Raw genomic sequence first — 21,986 nt, forward strand, 5'->3', positions numbered from 1 at the left:
GGCAGGGCTTTTGCAGTATCTTAGGCACCCCGCGCCAATCCAGCATCGAAGGTCAGGAAGGCCCTTGCGTATTTCGATTCGCGTCATCGTCCAGTCGCCTCGCGTCGCTTGCGTATGCGACTCACGCACTGCTTCGTCGGGAATGCGGAGGAGTCGCTGATGCAGGCCTGCATGGCTTCCGGCTGGAGTTTCTCGGCGCCGGTGCTGGTGACGCTGCTGGTGTGCCTCGGGGTGATCCTGCTGGCGCACTGGGTGACTCGCCAGCGCGACTTTCCCGGACGTGACAGCTTCATCCTGCTGCATCTGGCCAGCCTCTGGTGGATGGTGACTGCAGCACTGGAAATGACCTTCCTCAGTGCCGACTGCAAGATGTTCTGGGCCAGCATGGCCTGGCCCGGCATCGTTTCCACGCCCACGTTCTGGGCCGTCTTCCTCTGGCAATACGTCAACAGCATGCGCGCGCCGCTGGCACGCAGCAGCATCCTCGGATTGAGCCTGGTGCCGCTGCTGGTCTGGGGGCTGGCGCTGAGCAACCCCTGGCATGGTCTGTTCTACGGGGCCGGTAGTGCGCCGGTCGACGCCAGCCTGGGTGCGCCCGTGCGCTACGAACATGGACCGCTGTTCTACGCCACGGCCGTCTACGTCTACCTGTTCATGGCCTTCTGCATGGGCGTGGTGACGCGTGCCGCAGCACTGAGCCAGGGGCTGCATCGCCGTCACTATCTGGCCTTCGTGCTGGTCACCGCAGTGCCCTGGGTGGCCAATATCGGCTATGTGGGGTTCGGCTGGACGCTGTTCGGCTTCGACCCGACGCCCTTCAGTTTCGCGTTCACCCTGATGGCGTTCTCCTGGTTGATCGTCGGGGTGCGTCTGTTCGACCTGTTGCCGGTGGCCCGTCATCTGCTGCTCGAAGCCTTGCTCGATCCGGTGCTGGTGATCGACCCGCGTGGACGGGTGATCGAGGCCAACCCGGCGGCGCTGAAACTGGCAGGCCTGCAAGCGGGATGGCAAGGCACCGAGTTGGGGCAGTGGCCGGTTTTCGGTGCCGATCTGCAGCAGTCGCTGCAAGAACACAGCGGCCCCGAGCAGGACCTGCCGCTGACGCTGACCAGTGCCGCGCGCTACTACGAGGTGCGCGTGCGCGCCATCCAGCGCGCCACCCGCCATGGTCCGACCCAGCTCGGCCATATGCTCTACATCCGCGACGTGACCCAGCGCCACCTCAGTGAACTCAAGCTGGCCGAGGCGCTGGCGCTGAGTGAGGAGCGTCTGCGCACCATCTCCAGCCTGCACGAGCAACTGCGCGAGCAGGCCCTGTGTGATCCACTGACCGGGCTGTACAACCGTCGTTATCTGGATGAGTTCTTCGAGCGCGAACTGGCCAGGGCGCAGCGCGAGAACCTGCCGCTGGCGCTGGCCCTGATCGATCTCGATCACTTCAAGCGCCTCAACGACGAATGCGGCCACCTGGTCGGCGACGACGTGCTCAAGGTCGTCGCGCAGCACCTGCTGGATAACCTGCGCAGCACCGATGCGGTGTTTCGTATTGGTGGCGAAGAGTTCCTGCTGATATTGCCGGGCGCCGATCCGCGCGAGGCCAGCGAACGCCTGCAGAGCATCTGCGCGCAACTGGCGACTCGCGATGTCGCCACCCGTGGCGGCGACCAGCGTGTGACCCTGTCTGCCGGCCTGGCCCATTGGCCCGAGCAGGGCCAGGCACTCGACGAGCTGCTGCAGGCAGCCGACGCCGCGCTGTACCAGGCCAAACGCGACGGGCGCAATCGCGTTTGCGGGCTGCTGGCAGGCGTCGATCTCAGCCATCCATCCCGGCAGGCAGCATTGCGCGGCGACTCGGGTTAAACTGCGCGCGATTTTTCCCCTTTCCGGAGCCGTCCATGTCCCGCGTCACCCTGAGCCGCTACCTGATCGAGCAGACTCGCAGCCACAACACCCCGGCCGACCTGCGTTTTCTAATCGAAGTCGTGGCGCGGGCCTGCAAGGCGATCAGCCATCAGGTTTCCAAGGGCGCCCTCGGCGGCGTGCTGGGTAGCCTGGACAGCGAGAACGTGCAGGGCGAAGTGCAGAAGAAGCTCGACGTGATCTCCAACGAGATCCTGCTCGAAGCCAACGAATGGGGCGGTCACCTGGCCGGCATGGCGTCCGAGGAAATGGACAACGCCTACCAGATCCCCGGCAAGTATCCGAAAGGCGCTTACCTGCTGGTGTTCGACCCGCTGGACGGCTCCAGCAACATCGACGTCAACGTCTCGGTCGGCACCATCTTCTCGGTGCTGCGCAGCCCCGAGCGCAACGGTGAAACCGGCGACCTGGGTGAGGAAGCCTTCCTCCAGCCGGGTACCCAGCAGGTCGCGGCCGGCTATGCCATCTATGGCCCGCAGACCATGCTGATGCTGACCCTCGGCGATGGCGTGAAGGGTTTCACCCTGGATCGTGAGCTGGGCAGTTTCGTGCTCACCCATGACAACATCAAGGTGCCGGAGTCCACCAAGGAATTCGCCATCAACATGTCCAACCAGCGCCACTGGGAAGCCCCGGTGCAGCGCTATGTCTCCGAGCTGCTGGCCGGTGAAACCGGACCGCTGGGGCGCAACTACAACATGCGCTGGATCGCCTCGATGGTGGCCGACGTGCACCGTATCCTCACCCGAGGTGGCGTGTTCATGTACCCGCGTGACGCCCGCGAGCCGGACAAGCCAGGCAAGCTGCGTCTGATGTACGAGGCCAACCCGATGTCGATGATCATCGAGCAGGCCGGTGGCGCAGCCACCGACGGCAGCCAGCGTATTCTCGATATCCAGCCCACTTCCCTGCACCAGCGCGTGCCGGTCTACCTTGGCTCCAAGGAAGAAGTGCTGCGTATCACCGCCTACCACCGCAGCTGATGCATGCCTGGCAGCCGCTGCTCGACTGGTGGTTCGGTGCCGGCGGCAGCGCCAGCGAAGTCGCGGCCGCGCGCCATGGATTATGGTTCGGCAAGCGCGACAGCCAGGATCGTGAGGCCGAGGTGCGCTTCGGCGCCCAGGTCGAGCAGGCACTGGCTGGCGAGCTGCAAGGCTGGGCGGACGACCCGCAAGGCTGGCTGGCGCAGCTGATCCTGCTCGATCAGCTGCCGCGCATGATCTTTCGCGATACGCCGCGGGCCTTTGCCGGCGACAGCCTGGCTCGGCCGCTGTTGCGCGATGGCCTGAATCGCGGCTGGGATCGCAGGCTGACGCCGATCCAGCGCGTCTTTGCCTATCTGGTCTTCGAGCACGCCGAAGATCTGCCGTTGCAGGACCGCGCGGTCGAGTTGTTTGCGGATCTGCTGAACGAAGCCGCTGCCGATGAGCGGCCGCTGTTCGCCAATTTCCTCGATTTCGCCGAGCGTCATCAGCGGGTGATTGCCCGTTTCGCTCGCTTTCCTCATCGCAACGCGATTCTGGGGCGTGCCTCCACTGACGAAGAGCAAGCCTTCCTGCGGGAACCCGGCTCGCGTTTCTGAACTCCAAGCGGGCAAGTCATCGCCGGCTATGCCAAGCTTGCTGGCACCTTCCCATCAGGAGCTTCATCCATGTCGATGCGTATCGTCGCGTTGCTCGCCTGCTGTCTGCTCGCCGCCTGCAGCAAGATCAATCAGGACAACTACTCCAAGCTCAAGGCGGGCATGAGCAAGCAGGAAGTGGAAAGCCTGCTCGGTGCGCCGGGCGAGTGTGCCGGCGCTCTGGGGGTGGCCAGCTGCACCTGGGGTGACGACAAGGCCTATATCAGTGTCCAGTACGCCGGGGACAAGGTCATGCTGTTCTCCGGCAAGGGACTCAAGTAAACGGGAGCTTCCATGCGTTCGATCCTAATCGCCAGCGCCATTCTCGCCCTCGCAGGCTGTGCCAACTCCGGTACCGGCAGCATCTCCAAACCGCCACCGCAGACCATGCAGGTCGACCTGCAGCGCTACCAGGGCACCTGGTACGAACTGGCACGTTTGCCGATGTTCTTCCAGCGCAACTGCGTGCAGTCGCAGGCGCACTATGGCCTGCGTGACGATGGCCGCATCGACGTGAGCAACCGCTGCCGCGACAAGGACGGTGAGTGGATCGAGGCCAAGGGAGTCGCCGAGCCTCAGGTCGAAGGGCAAACCGACAAGCTGTGGGTGCGCTTCGACAACTGGGCCAGCAAGCTGCTGCCGATCAAGGGCGACTACTGGGTGATCTACCATGACGAGGATTACCGCGTGGCGCTGGTCGGTCACCCGGAGCACAAGTACCTGTGGCTGCTGTCGCGCACCCCTGAGGTGGATCAGGAAACCCGCGACAAGCTGCTCAGCGTCGCGCGCGAGCAGGGCTACGTCACGTCAGATCTGATCTGGCGCCAGGCCGATTGATCCAGCGCTCGCCCGTAGCCCGGAGGCAATCCGGGGATGTCTACCCCGGATTTCCCGGATTGCATCCGGGCTACGTCGTCACTCCCAGTCCAGGCGCGCCAGTTTCCATTCGCTGCCGTCGAGCCACCATTCCAGCTTCACCGAGTAGTGCCGCGCGCTGTCGGGGATCAACCCCTCGGCGCCGCTCAGGCCGACCTGGGCTTCGGTATAGCCCTTGCTGCTGATGGCGGCGTCGATCCAGCTGTTCTTGCCCAGTGCGATGACCTTGATGTTCTTGTGGCGCAGGAACAGCAGGGTCATGGTGCGCTTGGCCCACTCACGGTCGACTTCCTGGCGGGCCAGGAAGTCGCCATGCAACTGCTCCAGCACCGCACCGGTGCTCTTGGCCTCGATGTTGTCCTGCAACTGCTGTACGGCCGCCTCCAGAGCAGCCTGCGGGTCGTCATGACCGCCGCAGCCGGCGAGCAGGAGGGTGAAGGACATAAACAGCGACCAGGCCAGATGACGCATCGACATGCTGAACTTCCTTTTCATGGTTATGATGCCGGGCAGAGTGGAACACGGCAGTTGTAGCCCAGCCAACAGGAGCCAACCATGCAGACTTTGTACCCGGAGATCAAACCCTACGCGCGCCATGAACTGGCGGTCGAGCAACCGCACGTGCTGTACATCGACGAGAGCGGCTCTGCGGACGGGTTGCCGGTACTGTTCATCCATGGCGGCCCTGGTGCAGGCTGCGATTCAGCCAGCCGCCGTTACTTCGATCCTGCCCTGTATCGCATCGTCACCTTCGACCAGCGTGGCTGTGGCCGTTCCACCCCGCACGCGAGCCTCGAGAACAACACCACCCAGGCGCTGATCGCCGATATCGAACGTATTCGTGAGCACCTGGGTATCGACAAGTTCGTGCTGTTCGGCGGCTCCTGGGGCTCGACCCTGGCGTTGGCCTATGCACAGGCGCATCCGCAGCGCGTGCATGGGCTGATCCTGCGTGGCATCTTCCTGTGCCGGCCGCAGGAGTTCAGCTGGTTCTATCAGGAAGGCGCCAGCCGTCTGTTCCCCGATTACTGGGAAGATTACGTGGCGCCCATCCCGGTCGAGGAGCGTGGCGACCTGATGCAGGCCTTCTACAAGCGCCTGACGGGCGCCGACCAGATTGCCCAGATGCATGCAGCCAAGGCCTGGTCGACCTGGGAAGGGCGCACCGCCACCCTGCGTCCCAATACCCAGGTAGTCGATCGTTTCAGCGAGGCGCACCGGGCGCTGTCCATCGCCCGTATCGAGTGCCACTACTTCGTCAACGACGCCTTCCTCGAACCCAATCAGCTGCTCCGTGACATACCGAAGATCGCTCACTTGCCGGGCATCATCGTGCATGGCCGCTACGATGCCATCTGCCCGCTGGATAACGCCTGGGCGCTGCATCAGGCCTGGCCCAACAGCGAGCTGCAGATCATCCGCGACGCCGGCCATTCGGCAGCGGAGCCCGGTATCACCGATGCGCTGATCCGCGCGGCCGAACAGATGGCCCGGCGCCTGCTCGACATGCCGCCGGAGGATGCATGAAGCTGCTGCTCCAGCGCGTCAGCGCAGCAAGGGTCGAGGTCGAAGGCGAGGTGCTGGGCAGCATCGATCAGGGCCTGCTGGCGCTGGTCGGCATCGAGCCGCAGGATGATCAGGCCAGCCTGTCCCGTGCCTTGCACAAGCTGCTGAACTATCGCGTGTTCGGCGACGAGGCAGGCAAGATGAACCGCTCGCTGACGGACGTGCAAGGCGGGCTATTGCTGGTCTCGCAGTTCACCCTGGCAGCCGACACTCAAAGCGGCATGCGCCCCAGCTTCTCCAGTGCCGCGCCACCTGCTCAGGGCGCGGCGCTGTTCGATGCTCTGGTCGAAATGGCCAAGGCCCGGCACCCGCAGGTCGGCACCGGACGCTTCGGCGCCAATATGCAGGTGCACCTGGTCAACGACGGGCCGGTGACTTTCCTGCTGGAGGTTTGAGTCATCTGTATGGCGTGCTTGGCGGGCTGTTCGCTGGCGCTCCTGAGTCCGCCCTACAGCGCTGAAGTCCCTCCCACGTTGTTGTGGGAGAGGCTTTAGCCGCAACTACCAGTCAGTGCGTAGGGTGGACAACGCGAAGCTTGTCCACCGCCCAAGGAGGCATCAGAACAGCCTGGCCAGCAACGCCGGCACTGCCGTCTCCACCCGCAGAATGCGCTCGCCAAGCTGCACCGGTTGCAGGCCTGCGGCTTCGCGCAGCAGCTCGACTTCGTAGGGAATCCAGCCGCCTTCCGGGCCGATGGCCAGGGTCACGGGCTGCCCGACGGCACGCGGGCAGGCCGGGTAATCACCGGGGTGGCCGGTCAGGCCAAGCGTTCCCGCTGCCAGGGCCGGTAGGCGATCCTCGACGAAGGGCTTGAAGCGTTTCTCGATGCTCACCTCGGGCAGCACCGTGTCGCGTGCCTGCTCCAGGCCAAGGATCAGCTGTTCGCGAATGGCCTCGGCCTCGAGAAACGGCGTCTGCCAGAAGCTCTTCTCCACGCGATAGCTGTTGACCAGTACCAGGCGCGCCACGCCCATGGCGCTGACCGTCTGCAGCACGCGCTTGAGCATCTTCGGGCGGGGCAGGGCGAGGATCAGGGTCAGCGCGAGCTTGGCCGGTGGCGGTTGCTCGAGACTGACTTGCAGTTCGGCATGTTCGGCATCCAGGGCGATCAGTCGGCCGTCGCCCATCAACCCGCCAAGGCGACCGACGCGCAGTCGGTCACCGGTTTCGGCGCGATGCACGTCATGCAGATGTTTCAGACGCCTGCCACTGAGGCGAGCCCGATCGCCGTCGACGAAGTCGGCGTCTTCCAGCAGCAGCAGGTTCACGGCAGGGGCGCGGGCGGTTGGTCTTCGGGCTTGGCTTCTTCTTCTTCTTCTTCTTCGGCCAGTTCCTCGTCGCGCTTGCGCTTGACCAGCGCGCCAGCCAGCACGCCGGTCTCGAACAGCAGCCACATCGGTACGGCCAACAGGGTCTGCGAGAACACGTCTGGCGGCGTCAGCACCATGCCGACCACGAAGCAGCCGACGATCACATAGGGACGGCTCTTGCGCAGGGTGGCGACGTCGACAATGCCAACCCAGATCAGCAGGAAGGTGGCGATAGGAATCTCGAAGGCCACGCCAAAGGCGAAGAACAGCGTCAGGACGAAGTCCAGGTACTGACCGATGTCGGTCATCATCGCCACGCCTTCCGGGGTCACGCTGGCGAAGAAGCCGAACATGATCGGGAACACCACGAAATAGGCGAAGGCCATGCCGGCGTAGAACAAAAAGATACTGGAAATCAGCAGCGGCACCGCGATGCGCCGCTCATGGGTGTACAGCCCCGGTGCGATGAAACCCCAGATCTGGTGCAGGATCACCGGCATGCCGAGAAACAGCGCGCACATCAGGGTCAGCTTGAAGGGCGTCAGAAACGGCGAGGCGACCCCTGTGGCGATCATGGTCGCGCCTTCTGGCAGATAGGCGCGCAGCGGCGCCGCGACCAGGGCGTAGATATCCTGAGCGAAGTAGAACAGGCCGGCGAAGATCAGCAGGATGATCACTACACAGCGCAACAGGCGAGTACGCAGCTCGGCCAGGTGCGAGACCAGGGGCATTTCCTGGTCGGCTTGTGGATTATTGCTCATGGCTGGGGATTCTTGTCCTGAACGCTCGGGGCCGTGTCGGCAGTCGGTTTGGCACTGCTCTGCGCTGGCGGGTCGTCGCTTTTGCCGGTGCCGAGAATGTCCTGCTTCATCGCCTGCATTTCCCGCTCGAGTTCGAGAATCCGCTCGTTATGCAACTGACGGCGAATTTCATCGGCGCCGATCTCGCGTTCCACCTCGGCCTTGATCGAGTTGAAACTGCGCTTGATCCGGCCGATCCACAGGCTGGCCGTGCGCACGGCGCCTGGCAGGCGCTCAGGGCCGAGCACCACCAGGGCCACCAGACCGACCAGCAGCAGTTCGGTAAAACCGATGTCGAACATGGCTTAGTCTTTCTTCGCTGGCTCTTCGACCTTGCGTGCCTGGGCGTCGATGGTCTGGCCCTTGGGCTCTTCGACTGCCGGTTTTTCGGCTTCGCCATTGTCCATCGATTTGCGGAAGCCCTTGATCGCGTCGCCCAGATCCGAGCCCAGGCTCTTCAGGCGTTTGGTGCCGAACAGCATGACCACGATGAGCAGGATGATCAGGAGTTGCCAGATGCTGATACCGCCAAAACCCATGATATGTACTCCGTAATGAAGGTTTATTCGGATTGCGGTCGCGCGGCTTTTTCCGCGTGGCCGGAGAGACCGAAACGGCGATCCAGTTCATCCAGTACAGCCTGGGGATGCTGGCCGAGGGCGGCGAGCATGACCAGGCTATGGAACCACAGGTCGGCGGTTTCGTAGATCAGGTCCTTGCAGTCACCGCTGGCGGCGGCGTCCTTGGCGGCGAGGATGGTTTCCACCGATTCCTCGCCGACCTTTTCCAGAATCTTGTTCAGACCCTTGTGATACAGGCTGGCGACGTAGGAGCTGTCGGCCGCTGCGCCCTTGCGCGACTCCAGCACCTCGGCCAGGCGGCTCAGGGTGTCACTCATGGCTGTGTCCTGCATAGATGGCGTGCGGATCTTTCAGCACCGCGTCGACGGTTTTCCAGCCGCCATTCTCGTATACCCGATAGAAGCAGCTTTCGCGACCGGTGTGGCAAGCGATGCCGCCCAGCTGTTCGACCATCAGCACGATGACATCGGCGTCGCAATCCAGCCGCAGCTCGTGCAGTTTCTGCACATGGCCGGATTCCTCGCCCTTGCGCCACAGCTTGCCACGCGAGCGCGACCAGTAGATGGCGCGTTGTTCGCGTACGGTGAGGGCGAGGGATTCGCGGTTCATCCAGGCCATCATCAGGATGCGCCCGCTCTGGTGGTCCTGGGCGATGGCCGGTACCAGGCCGTCTTCGTTCCAGTGGATGTCATCGAGCCAATCGTTCATCGGTATTCCGTGTCTGTTTCGCCGGGTCGCGGCCCGTGAATTCACTCAGTGTGCCAGTGCCGCAGCCAACTGGCTATCGGCGCAGCACCAGATAGAGCCCGCCGCCGACCATCAGCCAGGCTGGCCAGGTGGCCAGCAGGGGGGCCAGGCCTTGCATGGCGCCGGCGCCGATCAGCGCGGCGCCAAGCAGGCGCAGCGTCCAGTGGTCGCGCGGTGCGCTGGTCCGGACCTGTGCCGGCTGCTGCAGACGCTCCAGGGTGTCGCGGGCGATCTGTGACAGGTGCGGCACCTGCTCGGCCTGTTGCTGCAGGTTGCGCAGCAGATGCAGCGGGCTGATGCGCTCGCGCATCCAGCGTTCGAGGAAGGGCTGCGCGGTGCTCCACAGATCCAGATCGGGGTAGAGCTGGCGGCCCAGGCCTTCGATGTTGAGCAGGGTCTTCTGCAGCAGTACCAGTTGCGGTTGCACTTCCATATTGAAACGTCGGGCGGTCTGGAACAGGCGCAGCAGCAACTGGCCGAAGGAAATGTCCTTCAGCGGCTTCTCGAAGATCGGCTCGCACACGGTGCGGATCGCCGCCTCGAACTCGTTGACCTTGGTGTCGGCCGGCACCCAGCCGGAGTCGATGTGCAGCTGTGCGACCTTGCGGTAGTCGCGCTTGAAGAAGGCGATCAGGTTGCGCGCCAGGTAGTCCTGGTCCTCGTCGGTGAGGCTGCCGATGATGCCGCAGTCGATGGCAATGTACTGCGGGCTCCACGGCGTGCGGGTGCTGACGAAGATGTTGCCGGGGTGCATGTCGGCGTGGAAGAAGCTGTCGCGGAAGACCTGGGTGAAGAAGATCTCCACGCCGCGTTCGGCCAGTAGCTTCATGTCGGTGCGCTGGTCGGCCAGGGTCGCCAGGTCGGTCACCGGGATGCCGTAGATGCGCTCCATCACCAGCACCTGGTGGCGGCACAGGTCCCAGTGCACCTGCGGCACGTAGAGCAGTGGCGAGCCCTCGAAGTTGCGCCGCAACTGGCTGGCGTTGGCTGCTTCGCGCAGCAGGTCGAGTTCATCAAAGATGGTTTTTTCGTAGTCGCTGACCACTTCCACCGGGCGCAGGCGGCGCGCATCGGCCGAGGCCTTCTCGGCGATGCGGGCGATCAGGAACAGCCAGGCCAGATCCTGGCGGATGATCGGTTTGAGGCCGGGGCGCACCACCTTGACCACCACCTGCTCACCGCTTTTCAGCTGCGCAGCATGCACCTGAGCCACCGAGGCCGAGGCCAGCGGCTGGCTGTCGAAGCGGGCGAACAGCTCGCTCACCGGGGCGCCCAGCTGGCGCTCGATCAGGGCGATGGCCTGATCTTCCGGGAAGGGCGGCACCTGATCCTGCAGGCGCGCCAGCTCATCGGCGATATCCGGTGGCAGCAGGTCGCGGCGGGTGGACAGCAACTGGCCGAACTTGATGAAGATCGGCCCCAGGTCTTCGAGCGCCAGACGCAGGCGTGCGCCGCGTGACAGCGCCAGCGGCTTGCGTGGCAGCCAGCGCCAGGGCAGCAGGCAGGACAGCGCGCGCAGCCAGAACGGCAGCGGCAGCTCGAAGAGCATCTCGTCCAGTTGATAGCGGATGACTACGCGCTGGATGCGCAACAGGCGGCGAACGGCAAGCAGCTTCATGCGTCGGACTTATTGGCAGAAGTGAGGCGCTCGATGCGTGCTTCCAGGCGGTCGAGGGCGATTTTGAGTTGATCCAGCTCGGCGAAACGCGCATCGGCTTCGCGCTGCCCCACCAGGGTGCGTGATTCTTCGGCCAGGTAGTCGGCCAGATTCTGCTTGAGGCTGGCGGCGCCGTGACTGGCGAGATTGACCCGGCTGCGCAGGTGACCGGCGAGCAGGGTAGTGGCCACCGGGCCGAGCCAGCGGGAGATTTCGTATTCCCAGTCCAGCTCCAGATCCTGCAGGATGCCGGCCAGTTGCAGCAGCACCGCGCTGTCGCCATCGAGCGACACTTGCTGGTGGTGCAGGATGGCGGTTTTCTCGCGGCTCAGGGCCAGGCGTGCCAGGCTGGCAGCCGGGGCGGTCAGGGTGCAGTCGGCCGGTGCGTGCCATTGCGACGCCAGTTGCAGGCCGTCGCCGCTGGGCAGGATGAACAGCTCCAGCGCCGGGCTCTGGCACTGCACGGCGATGACCTTGCCGGTCAGTGCCTGCAGGCGTGGCAGGGCGGTGCCGTCGAGACGCAGGACGCGGTTGAGGCCTGTCTCGACGCCTGCCAGCAAGCCCGTGATGAGCATTAAGGCTTGATGCCGCGGTGCAGGGCGACGATGCCGCCAGTCATGTTGTGGTAGGTAACGCGCTCGAAGCCGGCGTCGACCATCATCGCCTTGAGCGTTTCCTGATCCGGGTGCATGCGGATCGACTCGGCCAGGTAACGGTAGCTTTCCGAATCGTTGGTGATCAGCTTGCCGGCCAGCGGCATGAAGCTGAACGAGTAGGTGTCGTAGACCTTGGCCAGCAGCGGGTTGCCAGGCTTGGAGAACTCCAGCACCAGCAGGCGGCCGCCGGGCTTGAGCACGCGCAGCATCGAGCGCAGGGCGTCTTCCTTGTGGGTGACGTTGCGCAGGCCGAAGGCGATGGTGACCACGTCGAAGTGGTTGTCGGGGAACGGCAGCTTCTCGGCGTCGGCCTGGACGAACTGCACGTTGCCGGCCACGCCCTTGTCCAGCAGACGATCACGGCCGACCTTGAGCATGGAGTCGTTGATGTCGGCCAGCACCACCTGACCGGTCGGGCCGACGATGCTGGCGAACTTGCGGGTCAGGTCACCGGTGCCGCCAGCGATGTCCAGCACGCGGTTGCCGGTGCGCACGCCGGACAGTTCGATGGTGAAGCGCTTCCACAGGCGATGCAGGCCACCGGACAGCACGTCGTTCATCAGGTCGTACTTGGCTGCCACCGAGTGGAAGACTTCGGCTACCTTCTCCGCCTTCTGGCTTTCCGGTACATCCTGGAAACCGAAGTGGGTGGTGGGTTCCTGCTCGTGGGCCTTGCGTGGATCGCTCATGTCGCTCTCACCAGGTAAAAAACCTGTCCATTCTAAAGCCGCCTGCTGCCTTTGTCTTGCCTGGGTGCCAGGTGGGTTGGCGGGCTGTTAGAGTGCTGTGACTTCATGCCGCAGTGCTGCGGCGCCTGCCTGATCGAGGAGCTGTCATGTCCCGCATTCGTGTCGAACGATCCCATTCCCTTGGCCGCGAGGCCGCGCGAGAAAAAGCCGAGCGCCTGGCCGAACGCCTGGCCAGCGAGTACGACGTGCGCTATCGCTGGAACGGCGACACCCTGGAGTTCAAGCGCAGCGGTGCTGACGGCAGCATCGCGGTGGGTGAAGACACCGTGCGTGTCGTGCTCAAGCTCGGGCTGCTGCTGTCGCCCATGGGCGGCATGATCCAGCGCGAAATCGAGCAGGTATTGGACAAGTCGCTGGCCTGAAAAGCAGTCGCAAGCCAGTAGGGTGCGCTGTGCGCACCGCCTCTGGGTCGCTTGAGCATGCATGCTGTCGCCTGTTCCTAGTATGTGATTTCTAATTTTTCTCCTTAGGGTGTACCCAAGCCTGCATTCCGTGGGCGTTTCCGCTAACTGTAAAAGCGCGTGAGGTGCACCATGTCGAAAGTTGCCGTGAAGAAAAAAGTGGAAGCCGTGGTCGAAGACAAAGCCGGACTGTTCGACGACGTGAAGGGCTATGCCCGCAAGATCTACCTCGCTGGCCTGGGCGCATACGCCAAGGCAGGTGGCGAGGGGGCCGAATACTTCAAGGAACTGGTCAAGACCGGTGAAGGCGTCGAAAGCAAAGGCAAGAAGCTGGTCGACGAGCAGGTTGAAGCCGCCAACAGCCAGATCGAATCGGTCAAGCAGTCGGTCAACAGCAATGTCACCAGTGTCAAAGGCAAGGTCGAAGTTCAACTCGACAAGATCGAGAAGGCTTTCGATACTCGCGTGGCTTCCGCTCTGAACCGTATCGGCATTCCGTCCAAGCAGGATGTTGAAGCACTCTCTGCTAAGCTGGATGAGCTGAGCGCGTTGCTCGAGCATGTCGCGCGTACCAAATAAGGAGATCAGGATGGCTGTTAAGAAGAAAACCGAGAAACAGACCAGCTCCTGGATCGGCGAGGTCGAGAAATACTCGCGTCAGATCTGGTTGGCAGGCTTGGGCGCTTATTCCAAGGTCAGCAAGGACGGCACCAAGCTGTTCGACACGCTGGTCAAGGACGGCGAGAAGGCTGAGAAACAGGCCAAGAGCGAAGTCGACAAGCAGGTCGATGCGGTGAAGACCGGTGTCGGCTCCAAGGTTGGCTCTGCCAGGTCCAAGGTCGATGAAGTCCGGGGCAAGGCGATCGGCAAGTGGGGTGAGCTGGAAGAGGCTTTTGACAAGCGTCTGAACAATGCCATCTCGCGTCTGGGTGTACCCAGCCGCAATGAGGTCAAGGCGTTGAATGACAAGGTCGACAGCCTGACCAAGCAGCTGGAGAAGATCGCTGGCGTATCGGCCAAGTCGGTCGCCAAGCCTGCTGCCAAAGCTGCGCCCAAACCTGCCGCGAAGGCTGCCGCCAAGCCGGCTGCGAAAGCCGCTGTCAAACCTGCTGCGAAGCCGGCCGCCAAGCCCGCTGCCAAAGCTGCAGCCAAGCCAGCCGCCAAACCGGCTGCCGCGAAACCTGCAGCCGCCAAGCCGGCAGCTAAACCTGCGGCGAAACCGGCAGCCAAGGCCGCAGCGAAACCCACTGTCAAGCCAGCGGCCGCCGCCAAGCCTGCAGCTAAGCCAGCAGCCAAGCCTGCTGCAGCGAAGAAGCCGGCTGCGAAGAAACCGGCAGCACCCAAGGCAGCTGCGCCGAAACCGGCTGCACCGGCACCGGCTCCTGCCGCCGCGGCGGCCCCTGCTGCTGCACCGGCTCCGGCTGCCACCCCGGCAACTCCAGCCACGCCGTCCTGAGTGTCTCAGGATCAAAAACGCCCGGCCTAGTGCCGGGCGTTTGCGTTTCTGCTTACAGGGCGGGCCATGCGCATCAACCGTGGATGCGTCTCGGCTTTGTAGGGCGGGTGTAACCCGCCATTTGCGCGCTGGCGGGTTGCACCCGCCCTACATTCCCTGCGTATCATTGGCGTGCGCACGGCTGCGCATCAGGCTTCCAGATAACGCTGCGCGAGGTGCTCGACGGTACCGCGTGAGGGCTGGTTCAGGTGCGGCGCCACCAGCATCATGATCTGGTACACCACCAGGCGCACTTCACCTTCCTGGTCGAGGATGCGCTGATAGTCGAGGGAGAACAGCAGCGTCAGGGTGATCTGCTCGACCAGTTGGCCGAGCGCCTGGGTGCCGCTGTTCAGTTGACCGTCGGCCATCAGGCGGGCAAGCAGGGAGGCCAGCGTGCGTTTCAGCGCGTTCAGCCAGTGGCGAATGCCGCGCGCCAGCTTTGGCAGGCGTCCTGCCAGGTTGGACAGATCCTGGAAGAGAAAGCGGTACTGCGACAGACGCTCGACGATCAGGTGCAGGAACAGCCAGTAGTCCTCGACATCCAGTCGGGCTTCTGCGGGCGGGTCGAGCAAAGGCGCCATCTCGCTCTGGAAGCGTTCGAACAGCTCCAGTATCAGCGGCTCCTTGCCATGGAAGTGGTAGTAGAGATTACCCGGGCTGATGTCCAGCTCGTTGGCAATCTCCAGGGTAGAAACGTTGGGCTCGCCCTGTTCGTTGAACAACTGCAGGGCGGCTTGCAAAATGCGCTCGCGGGTTTTCATCCTTGGCTTCTTGTTCGATTAGGCGCGAATGGCTGACGATAACCGGCCGGCGTGAAGCCGGCCATCCCTTTAGTAAAAGTTGCGTAGCGACACCTCCTATGCCCTTCTCCCTTGGGAGAAGGTGGCGCGAAGCACCGGATGAGGGGCGCGCATGCCCACGGGCTTTCTTCGTAGCATGCCGCTTCAGCGAATGTGCACGTAGGTGCCGGGCGCTGCTTCCATCGGCGGATGGTTCTGGTTGCCCAGCGCCATCAGGGTTTCCCGTTGCTCGCCGGAGCGCGCCTGCATCCACTCCAGCCACTGGGGCCACCAGCTGCCTTGCTGGTGCTGGGCGTCGTGATACCAGGCGCGCGGGTCGGAGGTGAGCTTGGTGTTCTCGTAGTAGTTGGCCTTGGGGTTGCCCGGCGGGTTGAGAATGCTCTGGATATGCCCGCTGTTGGACAGGATGAAACGGCGGTTGCCACCAAGCAGCAGGGTCGAGCGATAGACCGCATCCCAGGGCGTGATGTGATCGTTGATGCCGGCCACGCTGAAGCTGTCGACGTTGACCTTGGTCAGATCCACCGGCGTACCGCAGACCTCCAGCGCACCTGGACGGCTGAGCGGGTTGTGCTTGAAGAAATCGATCAGGTCGCCATGCAGCGCCGCAGGCAGACGGGTGTTGTCGTTGTTCCAGTAGAGGATGTCGAAGGCCGGCGGCTGCTTGCCGAGCAGGTAGTTGTTGACCCAGTAGTTCCAGATCAGGTCGTTGGGGCGCATCCAGGCGAATACCCTGGCCATGTCGCGACCGTCCAGTACGCCTTGCTGGTAGGAGCGGCGCTTGGCCGACTCGAGGGTTTCCTCGTCGGCAAAGAGCATCGCCGGGCTGTCGATCTGGCTATCGAGCAGGCTGACCATGTAAGTGGCGCTGAAAATCTTGCGTAGTTGGCGGCGTGCCTGCAGGTGGCCTTGCAGGGCTGCGATGGTCAGGCCGCCGGCGCAGGCGCCGAGCAGATTGACGTCCTTGCTGCCGGTGATGGCGCGGCAGGCATCGACGGCCTCCTCGACGGCTTGCACATAGCTAGACAGGCCCCATTCGCGGTGACGCGGGTCGGGGTTGCGCCAGCTGATCATGAAGGTCTGCAGGCCGTTCTTCAGCGCGTACTGGACGAAGCTCTTGTCGTTGGACAGGTCGAATATGTAGTACTTGTTGATCTGTGGCGGGACGATCAGCAGCGGGCGCAGGTACTGCTTTTCGCTCATCGGTTTGTACTGGATCAGCTCCAGCAGTTCGTTGCGAAACACCACGGCGCCTGGCGTGCAGGCCAGATTGCGGCCGACCTCGAAGGCATGTCTGCTGACCTGGCTAGGCAGGCCATCGTTGTTCAGCAGGTCGTCGAGCAGGTGGCGCAAGCCCTTGAATGCACTGCTGCCCCCGGTGTTGAACAGCTCCTTGAGCGCCTGCGGGTTGAGCGGGCTGTTCGACGGCGACAGGGCGTCGCTCATCAGCGATGCGAGAAAGCGCGCGCGGGCGCGGTCATCGGCCGACAGGTCGCTGTCGTCGATCCACGCAGCCAGTTGTTTCTGCCATGCCAGATAGGCCTGCAGGCTGCGCCGGTAGAAGGGGTTGAGGTGCCAGGTCGGATCAGCGAAACGCGCATCCTGCGGATTGACCTTGTGCAGGGTATCGCCGAGCAGCACCCGGCCAAGCTGGCCGCCGAAGGCCAGCAGATGACGTCCACTGCGCACCGGATTCTTCAGGCCCTGGGCGGCCAGCAGGCGCATGGTGGACAACAGATCGCGACCGCGCACGCCGACCACCGCGCTCTGGGCGTTCATGAAACTGGCAGGTGCCGGCAGTGAAGCCGGGTTCGACTTGTCTCGCATGGGGCAACACTCCGTCGTCAAACCGTCTAGAGACTTTCATGGCGCGGACTGCCTGACACGCACCTTGTACTTGTGCACGGTGTGCAGCAAGCCCTGTACCAGGCGCGCGGGAAGTGCATTCCAGAGCGCCGCGTCGAAAAGCAAGAGGCCTCAAGCGGCCCCTTTGTCGAGCACGCAGAACATTGCGCACCATGCTGGTGCGGTCAGTGCTGGCGCACGGGCGCGGGCTGCGGGTGCATCACCGCGCGGTGCCGTTCCTCCTCGAGAAACTTCATGATGATCGGCGCCACCGCTTCGGCGCGGGTCACCAGGAACAGGTGGCCGTCGTCGATCACGTGCAATTCGGCGTTGGGAATGCGCCAGGCCAGCAGACGCATGTTGATCAGCGGAATCAGCGGGTCGTCATCGCCGGCCATCACCAGGGTCGGTTGGCGGATCTTGTGCAGCCAGTGGATGCTGGTCCAGCCGAGGCCGGCGAACAACTGCCAGTAGTAGCCCATCTTGCCGCCCGAGCGCACCTTGCTGGCATGCGCCATGGCCAGCTTGGGGTCACGGCGGAAGGCACCGCCGTAGATGTCCGGGGCGATGCGCACGCCATAGGACGGCTGCACGTAGCGCCGCGGGCTGGCCATGCGCCAGAGCACCTTGGGCTTGCCCGGCACCATCACCGCGCCGGCCGAGGTGGCGGCGAGGATCAGCTTCTTGCAGCGCTCGGGATAGTCATGCGCGAACTGTTGCGCCAGGGCGCCGCCCCAGGACACGCCGATGGCATTGACCTGACCGTAGTCGAGGTAATCGAGCATGCGCGCCGCCAGCTTGGCCAGGCCAGGGAAGCGGTAGGGCGTGGCTGGCGTGGAGGAGCCGCCAACACCGGGTACGTCGAAGGCGATGATCTCCAGCTCTGGATCCAGGGCGGCGACGAAGGGCATCACCAACTCCAGGTTGGCGCCGATGCCGTTGAAGATCAGCAGCGGCACCAACTGGCTGTTGCCTGGCCGCACCGCGGTGCGGATGGTCTGCCCATCGAGGTCGATGGTACGGAATACGAATGGTTGCGGCATAGGCGCAGCCCCTGTGCAGTTGAGCGCTGGAGAGGGCCGTCCGGGCCGCCTCCAGGGTTACCAGGGGTTACCTGGTTCCACGCCGGTCAGACCGTCGTGGCGTGCGGCACTTCCCAGTGCCGCTGCGGTTGAAAATGAAAGTCAGCGTTCGTGTACATAGGTGCCCGGAGCGGCTTCGCCGGCCGGGAATTTCTTGTTGCCCAGTGCGCGGGGAGCGTTCTTGGTATTGCCCGAACGCTCGGCCAGCCAGCTTTGCCAGTGCAGCCACCAGGAGTCGGCGTGCTTGGTCGAGCTTTCCTGCCAGGCCTTCGGGTCCAGCGGCATCTCGCTGTTGGTCATGTAGCGCGCCTTGGGGTTGCCCGGCGGGTTGAGAATGCTCTGGATATGGCCGCTGTTGGACAGCACGAACTCGCACTTGCCGCCGAACAGGTGCGCCGACTTGTAGCAGGAATCCCACGGCGTGATGTGGTCGGTGGTGCCGGCGACGACGAAGAAATCACAGGTGACCTGCTTCAGGTCGATCGGTGTGCCGCAGACTTCCAGCGCACCCGGGCGGGTCAGCGGGTTGGTCTGGAACATGTCGATGAACTCGCCGTGCAGTGCGGCCGGCAGACGCGTGGTGTCGTTGTTCCAGTAGAGGATGTCGAACATCGGCGGCTCATTGCCGAGCAGGTAGTTGTTGACCCAGTAGTTCCAGATCAGGTCGTTGGGGCGCATCCAGGCGAACACCTTGGCCATGTCGCTGCCTTCCAGCACGCCGGCCTGGTAGGAGCGGCGCTTGGCGGCTTCCAGGGTCTTCTCGTCGGCGAACAGGGCAACCTGGGTGTCGAGCTGGGTGTCGAGCACGCTGACCAGCAGGGTCAGGGCGTTGACCTTCTGCTGGCCAAGCGCAGCGTAGTGGCCGAGCAGGGAGGCGGTGGTCAGGCCGCCGGAACAGGCGCCAAGCATGTTGACGTCCTTGCTGCCGGTGATGGCGCAGATCACGTCGATGGCTTCCTTGAGCGCCTCGATGTAGGTGGACAGGCCCCACTCGCGCTGTGCCTTGGTCGGGTTGCGCCAGCTGACCACGAAGGTCTGTACCTGGCTGCGCAACAGGAAGCGCGCCAGGCTCTTGTCCGGCGACAGGTCGAAGATGTAGAACTTGTTGATCTGCGGTGGCACCACCAGCAGCGGGCGCTCGTGCACGCTCTCGGTGATCGGCTTGTACTGGATCAGTTCCAGCACGTCGTTGCGGAACACCACGGCGCCGTCGGTGGTGGCCAGGTTCTTGCCGACCTCGAAAGCCTCCATGTTCACCTGGCTGGGCATGCCGCCGTTGTGCACCATGTCCTTGGCCAGATGCGAGAGGCCGTCGAGCAGGCTCTTGCCGCCGGTTTCGAAGAAGCGTTTGACGGCGGCCGGGTTGGCCATGCTGTTGGATGGGGCCATGGCTTCGGTCATCAGGTTGATGACGAAGTGGCCGCGGCTGGCGTCCTGCTCGGACAGCGAGCTGTGCTCGATCCAGTCGTGCAGTTCCTTGCGCCAGGCCAGGTAGGTTTGCAGGTAGCGGCGATACAGCGGATTTTGGCTCCAGGCCGGATCGGCGAAGCGGCGGTCGCCATCTTCGGGCATGAGCGCGGACTGGCCGAGCATGACGTTCTTCAGTTCGAGGCCGAAATGGGCGACGTGCTTGGCGCTGTGGAAGGGTTGCTTGAGTGCCTGGGAGAGCACCATGCGGGCAGAGGTCAGGAGATCCTTGCCGCGGATACCAATCACCGGGTTGAGTCCCAGGGTGTTTTCCGAGGCCTGGCGTTTCAGGTCTTCGTTATTCTTATCACTCATCTACGACGCTCCATTGTCCTGAGACGAATACCGGCCTGCGAGGGCGCACGGCGACACAGTGCCAGGTACTGCTCGGGTTACCGGGGGCGGATCGAGTCCGCGTATTTCGTTGCACCTGGCACAGCCAAATGCAGGGAACCTGCCAGTTCCTTGGTTACCCGAGTTTGTGAAGTTAAGCAAGCTGCTCGATGGCGCAGGAGTATGCCGCGATAGATTAGAAAACTCGCCCTAACTGTCGTTAACGTGGTCGGTGGGGGATGCGCCGAGCGCTCTGCGGCAAGGGTCTTCCTGTTACCTCAGAGCATCAGGCGCACGACCGATTCGCTGGGGTCGCGGGATTTCCCGGCGACACTGAGCTGCGTCAGATAGTCGGCCCAGAGCTGGTCATGACGAGTGGCCAGTTCGTGCAGATATTCCCAGGTGAACAGGCCGCTGTCATGGCCGTCGTCGAAGCACAGTTTCAGTGCATAGTTGCCGGCCGGTTCGATGCGCTCCAGGGCGACGTTGAGCTTGCCGGTCTGCAGAATCGGCTTGCCATGCCCCTGTACCTCGGCCGAGGGCGAATGCACACGCAGGAACTCGGCGCTGAGCTGATAGCTCTGCTCGCCGTAGCGCAGTTCCAGGGTTTTCGAGGCCTTGTGCAGTTTGATCGCGCTGGGGATGGGCATGCTGGATTTCCATCATAGGTAGCCCGGATGCAATCCGGGACGCTGCGGTGAACGTCCCCGGATTTCATCCGGGCTACGGGCTTACAGAATATAACGCGACAGGTCTTCGTCCTGTGCCAACTCGCCGAGGTGACCGTTGACGTAAGCCGCGTCGATACGGATCGGTTCGCCGTTCTGCTGGCCCGCCAGGTCGCCGGCACTGAAGGATACCTCCTCCAGCAGGCGCTCGAGCAGGGTGTGCAGGCGACGGGCGCCGATGTTTTCGGTCTTCTCGTTGACCTGCCAGGCGATCTCGGCCAGACGCTTGATGCCGTCTTCGGCGAACTCGATGTTCAAGCCCTCGGTCTGCAGCAGTGCACTGTACTGCTCGGTGAGCGAGGCATGCGGCTCGCTGAGAATGCGCTCGAAATCCTGCGGGCTCAGCGCCTTGAGCTCGACGCGGATCGGCAGGCGACCCTGCAGTTCGGGCACCAGGTCGCTGGGTTTGCTCAGGTGGAAGGCGCCGCTGGCGATGAACAGGATGTGGTCGGTCTTGACCATGCCCAGCTTGGTGTTGACCGTGCAGCCCTCGATCAGCGGCAGCAGGTCGCGCTGCACGCCTTCGCGGGAAACATCGGCGCCGCCGGTGTTGCCGCGCTTGGCCACCTTGTCGATCTCGTCGATGAAGACGATGCCATGCTGCTCGACCGCTTCCAACGCGCGGGCCTTGAGTTCTTCCTCGTTGACCAGGCGCGCGGCTTCCTCGTCGCGTACCAGCTTCAGCGCGTCGGCGACCTTGAGCTTGCGGCTCTTCTTCTTGCCCTTACCCATGCTGGAGAACAGGTTCTGCAACTGGTTGGTCATTTCCTCCATGCCCGGCGGGGTCATGATCTCCACGCCCATGGGCGAGTCGGCCACTTCGATGTCGATTTCCTTGTCGTTCAACTGACCTTCACGCAGGCGCTTGCGAAACAGCTGACGGGTATTGGAGTCCTCGCTGCGCACCGGCTCGTCACCGAAGCCCTGGCGCGCGGGTGGCAGCAGGGCGTCGAGGATGCGTTCCTCGGCCGCATCTTCGGCGCGATGGCGGACCTTGGTGATTTCCTGCTCACGGAGCATTTTCACCGCTGCATCGGCCAGGTCGCGGATGATCGATTCGACATCGCGGCCGACATAGCCGACCTCGGTGAACTTGGTGGCTTCCACTTTCAGGAACGGCGCATTGGCCAACTTGGCCAGGCGACGGGCGATCTCGGTCTTGCCGACGCCGGTCGGGCCGATCATCAGGATGTTCTTCGGCGTCACTTCCTGGCGCAGTTCGGCCGGCAGCTGCATGCGCCGCCAGCGGTTGCGCAGGGCGATGGCCACGGCGCGCTTGGCGTCGTCCTGGCCGATGATGTGGCGGTTGAGTTCGTGGACGATCTCGCGGGGCGTCATGGACATGGAAT

The 21,986-nt window shown here is 63.6% G+C and carries 26 protein-coding genes; 10 read left to right on the forward strand and 16 right to left on the reverse strand.

Features of this window, described 5'->3' with window-relative positions; translation table 11 throughout:
• Window positions 1-159: 159 nt before the first annotated feature.
• The 5 genes from ACN0X6_RS15900 to ACN0X6_RS15920 all read left to right on the forward strand — a co-directional run bounded on the left by ACN0X6_RS15900 (window position 160) and on the right by ACN0X6_RS15920 (window position 4,378).
• Window positions 160-1,860 (forward strand): histidine kinase N-terminal 7TM domain-containing protein, encoded by a 1,701-nt coding sequence (locus ACN0X6_RS15900; protein ID WP_417705344.1) that lies wholly within the window; start codon window positions 160-162, stop codon window positions 1,858-1,860.
• A gap of 35 nt (window positions 1,861-1,895) precedes the next feature.
• Window positions 1,896-2,903: a class 1 fructose-bisphosphatase gene (locus tag ACN0X6_RS15905; RefSeq protein WP_192980300.1), complete on the forward strand. Its 1,008-nt coding sequence runs from the start codon at window positions 1,896-1,898 to the stop codon at window positions 2,901-2,903.
• A complete protein-coding gene (locus tag ACN0X6_RS15910) occupies window positions 2,903-3,502 on the forward strand; it encodes a DUF924 family protein (RefSeq protein WP_417705346.1) in 600 nt (199 codons plus the stop codon). The genes ACN0X6_RS15905 and ACN0X6_RS15910 overlap by 1 nt, the downstream gene beginning before the upstream one ends.
• A 69-nt stretch (window positions 3,503-3,571) precedes the next feature.
• Window positions 3,572-3,823, forward strand: coding sequence for an outer membrane protein assembly factor BamE domain-containing protein (gene bamE / locus ACN0X6_RS15915; RefSeq protein ID WP_417705348.1), 252 nt, complete (start codon window positions 3,572-3,574; stop codon window positions 3,821-3,823).
• 12 nt (window positions 3,824-3,835) lie between these two features.
• Complete coding sequence (locus ACN0X6_RS15920) at window positions 3,836-4,378, forward strand: lipocalin family protein (RefSeq protein WP_417705350.1); 543 nt, start codon at window positions 3,836-3,838, stop codon at window positions 4,376-4,378.
• A 78-nt stretch (window positions 4,379-4,456) separates the two neighbouring features.
• On the opposite strand, the gene ACN0X6_RS15925 is transcribed toward ACN0X6_RS15920, so the two are convergent.
• Window positions 4,457-4,894: a hypothetical protein gene (locus ACN0X6_RS15925; RefSeq protein WP_417705352.1), complete on the reverse strand. Its 438-nt coding sequence runs from the start codon at window positions 4,892-4,894 to the stop codon at window positions 4,457-4,459.
• Between the two features lie 78 nt (window positions 4,895-4,972).
• Between ACN0X6_RS15925 and pip the strand changes: the two genes are divergently transcribed.
• Window positions 4,973-5,944 carry a prolyl aminopeptidase gene (pip, locus tag ACN0X6_RS15930; RefSeq protein WP_417705354.1) on the forward strand — a complete coding sequence of 324 codons (972 nt, stop codon included), beginning with the start codon at window positions 4,973-4,975 and terminating at the stop codon, window positions 5,942-5,944.
• Window positions 5,941-6,378: a D-aminoacyl-tRNA deacylase gene (dtd, locus tag ACN0X6_RS15935; RefSeq protein WP_417705356.1), complete on the forward strand. Its 438-nt coding sequence runs from the start codon at window positions 5,941-5,943 to the stop codon at window positions 6,376-6,378. Before pip ends, dtd begins: the two co-directional genes overlap by 4 nt.
• A 162-nt stretch (window positions 6,379-6,540) precedes the next feature.
• On the opposite strand, the gene ACN0X6_RS15940 is transcribed toward dtd, so the two are convergent.
• From ACN0X6_RS15940 to ubiE, 9 genes are all read right to left on the reverse strand, one after another.
• Window positions 6,541-7,251, reverse strand: a complete 711-nt coding sequence (locus tag ACN0X6_RS15940; RefSeq protein WP_417705358.1) for a 16S rRNA (uracil(1498)-N(3))-methyltransferase — start codon at window positions 7,249-7,251, stop codon at window positions 6,541-6,543.
• A complete protein-coding gene (tatC, locus tag ACN0X6_RS15945) occupies window positions 7,248-8,054 on the reverse strand; it encodes a twin-arginine translocase subunit TatC (RefSeq protein WP_417705360.1) in 807 nt (268 codons plus the stop codon). The genes ACN0X6_RS15940 and tatC overlap by 4 nt, the downstream gene beginning before the upstream one ends.
• Window positions 8,051-8,395, reverse strand: a complete 345-nt coding sequence (gene tatB / locus ACN0X6_RS15950; RefSeq protein WP_417705362.1) for a Sec-independent protein translocase protein TatB — start codon at window positions 8,393-8,395, stop codon at window positions 8,051-8,053. Before tatB ends, tatC begins: the two co-directional genes overlap by 4 nt.
• 3 nt (window positions 8,396-8,398) lie before the next feature.
• Window positions 8,399-8,632, reverse strand: coding sequence for a twin-arginine translocase TatA/TatE family subunit (gene tatA / locus ACN0X6_RS15955; protein WP_011920744.1), 234 nt, complete (start codon window positions 8,630-8,632; stop codon window positions 8,399-8,401).
• A gap of 23 nt (window positions 8,633-8,655) precedes the next feature.
• Window positions 8,656-8,991 carry a phosphoribosyl-ATP diphosphatase gene (locus tag ACN0X6_RS15960; protein ID WP_003458971.1) on the reverse strand — a complete coding sequence of 112 codons (336 nt, stop codon included), beginning with the start codon at window positions 8,989-8,991 and terminating at the stop codon, window positions 8,656-8,658.
• Window positions 8,984-9,382 carry a phosphoribosyl-AMP cyclohydrolase gene (hisI, locus tag ACN0X6_RS15965; protein WP_417705365.1) on the reverse strand — a complete coding sequence of 133 codons (399 nt, stop codon included), beginning with the start codon at window positions 9,380-9,382 and terminating at the stop codon, window positions 8,984-8,986. Before hisI ends, ACN0X6_RS15960 begins: the two co-directional genes overlap by 8 nt.
• 73 nt (window positions 9,383-9,455) lie before the next feature.
• Window positions 9,456-11,039: a ubiquinone biosynthesis regulatory protein kinase UbiB gene (ubiB, locus tag ACN0X6_RS15970; RefSeq protein ID WP_417705367.1), complete on the reverse strand. Its 1,584-nt coding sequence runs from the start codon at window positions 11,037-11,039 to the stop codon at window positions 9,456-9,458.
• Window positions 11,036-11,653, reverse strand: coding sequence for a ubiquinone biosynthesis accessory factor UbiJ (locus ACN0X6_RS15975; RefSeq protein WP_417705369.1), 618 nt, complete (start codon window positions 11,651-11,653; stop codon window positions 11,036-11,038). The genes ubiB and ACN0X6_RS15975 overlap by 4 nt, the downstream gene beginning before the upstream one ends.
• Window positions 11,653-12,423, reverse strand: a complete 771-nt coding sequence (gene ubiE, locus ACN0X6_RS15980; protein WP_192980290.1) for a bifunctional demethylmenaquinone methyltransferase/2-methoxy-6-polyprenyl-1,4-benzoquinol methylase UbiE — start codon at window positions 12,421-12,423, stop codon at window positions 11,653-11,655. The genes ACN0X6_RS15975 and ubiE overlap by 1 nt, the downstream gene beginning before the upstream one ends.
• Window positions 12,424-12,569: 146 nt before the next feature.
• Between ubiE and ACN0X6_RS15985 the strand changes: the two genes are divergently transcribed.
• The 3 genes from ACN0X6_RS15985 (at window position 12,570) to ACN0X6_RS15995 (ending at window position 14,340) form a co-directional block, all read left to right on the forward strand.
• Complete coding sequence (locus ACN0X6_RS15985; RefSeq protein WP_417705371.1) at window positions 12,570-12,845, forward strand: polyhydroxyalkanoic acid system family protein; 276 nt, start codon at window positions 12,570-12,572, stop codon at window positions 12,843-12,845.
• A gap of 171 nt (window positions 12,846-13,016) precedes the next feature.
• Window positions 13,017-13,463 carry a phasin family protein gene (locus ACN0X6_RS15990; protein ID WP_417705373.1) on the forward strand — a complete coding sequence of 149 codons (447 nt, stop codon included), beginning with the start codon at window positions 13,017-13,019 and terminating at the stop codon, window positions 13,461-13,463.
• Between the two features lie 10 nt (window positions 13,464-13,473).
• Window positions 13,474-14,340, forward strand: coding sequence for a phasin family protein (locus ACN0X6_RS15995; protein WP_417705375.1), 867 nt, complete (start codon window positions 13,474-13,476; stop codon window positions 14,338-14,340).
• Window positions 14,341-14,528: 188 nt separating this feature from the next.
• On the opposite strand, the gene ACN0X6_RS16000 is transcribed toward ACN0X6_RS15995, so the two are convergent.
• From ACN0X6_RS16000 to hslU, 6 genes are all read right to left on the reverse strand, one after another.
• Complete coding sequence (locus tag ACN0X6_RS16000; protein WP_417705377.1) at window positions 14,529-15,143, reverse strand: TetR/AcrR family transcriptional regulator; 615 nt, start codon at window positions 15,141-15,143, stop codon at window positions 14,529-14,531.
• A gap of 183 nt (window positions 15,144-15,326) precedes the next feature.
• Window positions 15,327-17,009 carry a class II poly(R)-hydroxyalkanoic acid synthase gene (gene phaC, locus ACN0X6_RS16005; RefSeq protein ID WP_417705379.1) on the reverse strand — a complete coding sequence of 561 codons (1,683 nt, stop codon included), beginning with the start codon at window positions 17,007-17,009 and terminating at the stop codon, window positions 15,327-15,329.
• 203 nt (window positions 17,010-17,212) lie between these two features.
• Window positions 17,213-18,070: a poly(3-hydroxyalkanoate) depolymerase gene (gene phaZ / locus ACN0X6_RS16010; protein ID WP_160019091.1), complete on the reverse strand. Its 858-nt coding sequence runs from the start codon at window positions 18,068-18,070 to the stop codon at window positions 17,213-17,215.
• A 141-nt stretch (window positions 18,071-18,211) separates the two neighbouring features.
• Window positions 18,212-19,891, reverse strand: a complete 1,680-nt coding sequence (gene phaC / locus ACN0X6_RS16015) for a class II poly(R)-hydroxyalkanoic acid synthase (protein WP_417705382.1) — start codon at window positions 19,889-19,891, stop codon at window positions 18,212-18,214.
• Window positions 19,892-20,187: 296 nt separating this feature from the next.
• Window positions 20,188-20,559, reverse strand: a complete 372-nt coding sequence (locus ACN0X6_RS16020; protein WP_417705384.1) for a gamma-butyrobetaine hydroxylase-like domain-containing protein — start codon at window positions 20,557-20,559, stop codon at window positions 20,188-20,190.
• An 81-nt stretch (window positions 20,560-20,640) separates the two neighbouring features.
• The gene (gene hslU / locus ACN0X6_RS16025; protein WP_017678530.1) at window positions 20,641-21,981 is read right to left on the reverse strand and encodes an HslU--HslV peptidase ATPase subunit; all 1,341 of its coding nucleotides are present in this window, start codon (window positions 21,979-21,981) and stop codon (window positions 20,641-20,643) included.
• Window positions 21,982-21,986 lie beyond the last annotated feature (5 nt).

The sequence above is a fragment of the Pseudomonas sp. genome (assembly GCF_048269965.1).
GTDB lineage: Bacteria > Pseudomonadota > Gammaproteobacteria > Pseudomonadales > Pseudomonadaceae > Aquipseudomonas.